The sequence below is a fragment of the Arthrobacter sp. P1_A5 genome, from assembly GCF_056406825.1.
Window position 1 is genome coordinate 1 of the sequence record NZ_JBFTZL010000299.1, and the last position, 2,652, is coordinate 2,652.

Genomic DNA, 2,652 nt, shown 5'->3' on the forward strand with positions numbered 1-2,652 from the left:
CGCCGGCCGGGGGTGGCGGGGGCATCGGCGGCGAACTCGCCGGGGCCCTGGGCGGTGGCCTCCAGAGCATGGCCCGCTCGCTGGGGACCCAGCTTGGCAGGGAACTGCTCCGCGGCGTCTTCGGCACTTCCTCCAAACGCCGCCGCCGCTAGGGATCACCGCGGCGGCATCCAACCGAACGTCCCCGGCCCGCGGGCCGGGCGGCCTTCAGCCATGCTCCGCGTCACAGATGCGGACCGTGACACCGGGATTCCTGTGGGGTACAGGTAACGTAAGAATGGTGCAGATGAGTCAGGCGTTGGTCAAAATCGCAGCAGTGTGGCTGCTGGGACTGATGCTTGCCGTCGCCGGCGCCATCGTGTCGATCAATCTGGTGAACGACTCCATTGCAGGGCCCCAGCAGCCAGTCCGCGAATATTTGAGTGCCCTGCAAAAGGGCGATGGCGAAAAGGCGCTGGGCCTGTTGCGCGCCTCCGTGCCACAAAGCAACCCGGCGATGCTCGACGGCACGGCCCTGCAAACCGCCGCGGCACGCATCTCCGACGTCAAGCTTGGCGCCGCGGAAGAGCGTGGTGCCAATCAGGTCATGGTACCCATGGAGTACACCGTCGACGGCAACAAGCTGCGGACCGAATTCCTGTTGGAGCGCTCCGGCACCGAGTGGCTGTTCTTCCACAAATGGTCTTTCGTCCCCTCTGAACTGCCCGTCCTGGACGTCACCGTGGTCAACTCCAGCGAGGCCACCCTCAACGGGGTGCCGGTGAACATGCCCAACGGCCGCAACTCCTTCGCAGTCTTCTACCCGGGCGAGTACGAGGCGACCCTGAACGGCCAGTACTTCTCCGCCCCGGCCACCCGCGCCACAGTGTCGGCCGCGGACGCGCCTCCGGCATCGCTGAACCTGCTGACCGAGGCCACGGGCGCCCTGAAGGAGGCCGTGAGCGGCAAGGTCAAGGAGTTCCTGGACTCCTGCGCGGACGAGGCCGACAAGCAGCAGAAGCTGCAGCCCAACTGCCCGTTCTACCACGCCACCAACAACCGCGTGATGGACGGAACCATCGACTGGAGCATCACGGACTACCCGAGCGTCAGCATCGAGCCGTTCGGCGGCCGCTGGGTGGTGGCGCCCCTCGACGGCAAGGCCCGGATCAAGGCCCGCCAACAGGATCTGTTCTCGGGCGCCGTGTCTGAGATCGACTCCGTCCACGATTTCAGCTTCACGACCCGTCTGGACATCGACGGCGACACCGTCAAACTCACGCCGCAGCTGGACTACTAGTACCCGCCGGGACTCCCCGGCCGGAGGCCCGAAGAAAGCCTAAAGGCTGCTGTCCGTGACGCAGGGTCACGGACAGCAGCCTTTAGGTCAGCCTTGGCGCAGCGGCTCAGTCCATTCCGCGCAGGTCCAGGACCAGCTCGGTGTCTCCGTCGGCCTGCAGGAGCACGGGGATTCCCCAGTCCTGCTGGTAGAGGTGGCAGGCCGCATGGTCCGGGATCTCGCCGTCGGCGTCTTCGGACCCGTCACAGGCCGCCGCGCGGGCGGTGATGTGCAGGACGCCCTCGGGGACGTCGGAGGAAAGCTCCAGGGTGCGCAGGAGCCCCACGGACGTCCCGCCGCCGGAGACCAGCAGTTCGGGGGGTGTGGACGAGATCTTCAACTGGGTGGGATCGCCCCAGCGGTCGTCCAGCTTCTGACCGGTGGGCGCCGTGAAGCGGACCGCCAGTTCGAGCGGGCCAGGCGCCACAGGGCTCTTGGGCCGGTGGGTCTGTGCCGCGCCCTCGTCCACCTGCTGGGCTTCCTTCGGGATGGGCACGTACACGAGCTGGTGCTTGTTGGCCTCGACCACCACCAGCAACGGCTCGGATCCGGCGACCTGGGTGTGGTCCACAATCACGTCCGAGGGCTCGGACAGTCCGCGGGCCAGTGTGGAGACCGTGCCCGTTGCGGGGTCGTAGCGGCGGACTGCGCCGTTGTACGTGTCCGCGATGGCCACCGAACCGTCAGGGAGCACCGTGACGCCGAGYGGGTGCTGCAGCCGCGCCTCCGCGGCGGGGCCGTCGCGGAAGCCGAAGTCGAACAGGCCCTTGCCCACCGCCGATTCGACGGTGATGCTGCCGGCGTCATCAATCACGAGTTTGCGCAGGGCGGAGGTTTCGGAGTCAGCCACCCAGATGTTGCCGTCCGCGTCTTCGGCAAGGCCGGAGGACTGGGCGAACCAGGCTTCAGCGGCCGGGCCGTCCAGGAGCCCTTCGAGGCCGTTGCCGGCGATGATCTTTACGGCGCCGGAGGTCGGGTCGAAGCTGAAGATCTGGTGCACTCCCGCCATCGCCACCACCACGGCGTTGAGCTTGGTGGACCAGACGACGTCCCACGGCGAGCTCAGGGACACCGCGAGCGGGTCCGCCTCGAGCCGGGTACCGTAGGCGGCGCCTTCCTCGTCCACGCGGGCCGGGCCGGTTTCCAGCAGCCGCTGTACGCCGTTGCCGGCCAGCGTCCGGACGGTGCCGTCCGCGAGGGACAGCCCGCGGAGCCGGTGATTCACGGAGTCGGCAATGACGACGTCGTAACCGGCGGCCGCGGCGACATCCTCGGGCCGCAGCACCAGGCCCTGCGGTTCGGTGAACCGGGCGGTGGCGGCGTTGCCGTCGGCG

At 68.3% G+C, this 2,652-nt stretch carries 2 protein-coding genes; one reads left to right on the forward strand and one right to left on the reverse strand.

Annotation, left to right across the window (positions count from 1 at the left end; genetic code table 11):
* Positions 1-286: 286 nt before the first annotated feature.
* Positions 287-1,279 carry a hypothetical protein gene (locus AC1D1S_RS20555; protein WP_243180440.1) on the forward strand — a complete coding sequence of 331 codons (993 nt, stop codon included), beginning with the start codon at positions 287-289 and terminating at the stop codon, positions 1,277-1,279.
* A gap of 106 nt (positions 1,280-1,385) precedes the next feature.
* Here AC1D1S_RS20555 and AC1D1S_RS20560 read toward each other — a convergent pair.
* On the reverse strand, positions 1,386-2,652 hold a 1,267-nt coding region (locus tag AC1D1S_RS20560; RefSeq protein WP_476995379.1), incomplete at its 5' end, for an NHL repeat-containing protein.